The 1,077-nt window shown below is 60.2% G+C and carries 2 protein-coding genes; both read right to left on the bottom strand.

Features of this window, described 5'->3' with window-relative positions; all coding sequences use genetic code 11:
* On the bottom strand, window positions 1-298 hold a 298-nt coding region (locus FVQ81_18650), incomplete at its 3' end, for a hypothetical protein (GenBank protein MBW7998551.1).
* Between the two features lie 59 nt (window positions 299-357).
* Window positions 358-1,077 (bottom strand): ISL3 family transposase (locus FVQ81_18645; protein ID MBW7998550.1); only part of this gene is annotated, 720 nt, incomplete at its 5' end.

The raw sequence follows: 1,077 nt of genomic DNA, 5'->3' as shown, positions 1-1,077 counted from the left end.
GCACGGCCGCCTGTTGGTCGTCGCCGAGAATCCGCGCGACATCGTCAAATGACAGGTATCCCCGTTTGCTCGATGATACACGAACGCACTCGTCCTTGTTCGCGCTTGCGAAACACCGAAGCAGATCGCGCTGCTGAGTGTCGGCCATCGTTGCGGCGAGCGCGTCCAGATCACCCCAAAGGTCGATCGCCTCCGTCACGAATCGTCCTTTGTCGGACAATTCGATTCGATAGTGATCTTTCAGCAGTTCTGCGAATATGTCCATCGTTTGAGGCAAACGGATGCGAGATCGGCGCACTCGATGCTCCAAGCGCTGCCCGGATCTTGCATAGACAGGCTCCGAGGAATAAGGCCTCCTCAGCAGAATTCGTGGGCGAGTTCCGGCTCTGGTAGGCAGCCCAGGGCGTGATAGAGGGCCATTTCGGCCGCAGCGAGCGTTCTGAAGCCGTACGCTTTTCTGATGGTCAGTTTGATGCGGTAGTTCAGCCCCTCCACGATTCCGCTCGAAAACTCCTTCCTGGCGGCCAACCAGTTCAAAATGAGGTGCTCGTGCGTCCGAATGCTGCGGGCCACCTTCTTGATCGGTTCCAGCCGGCTGCGCATGGCCCGCTTCAGCCAGGCGTCGAGGAAGACACCCGCCCAGTGGTACGACTTGTACTCCCACAAGGCCTGGAAGCTCTCCTTGAGCAGGTAGGCTCGCACCGTCTTGAGGCTGTAACAGAGCAGGTCGTTGAGCCGGGCCGATTGCTTACGGGTCAGGTTGACGACCCGCTTGAGAAAGCACCAGCGGCTGTGCTTGAGTACTGGCTCGTAACCCTTGGCGGCCAACTCTTTGGCCTCGGCGGCCCGCACCTCGTCGATGGCCTTGTTGAGCTTGGCCACGATGTGGAAGCGGTCGAGGATGTGCAGGGCCTGCGAGGCCTTTTTCGCGATCACCTTTAAGTACGGCCGCCACATGTCGCTGCAGACGAACTGCAAGGCCGCCGTCCGCTCTTTGCCGATCATGCGGAAGAAGCGCAGCAGCGTCTTGGCGGTGCGGTCCTTGCCGATCCACAGCAGCCGGCGGCAATCCTGGTC

The sequence above is a fragment of the Candidatus Glassbacteria bacterium genome, assembly GCA_019456185.1.
Classification (GTDB): Bacteria; Gemmatimonadota; Glassbacteria; order GWA2-58-10; family GWA2-58-10; genus JAJRTS01.
The sequence above is the reverse complement of the archived record's forward strand: the minus strand, read 5'-3'. Positions and strand labels throughout refer to the sequence as shown.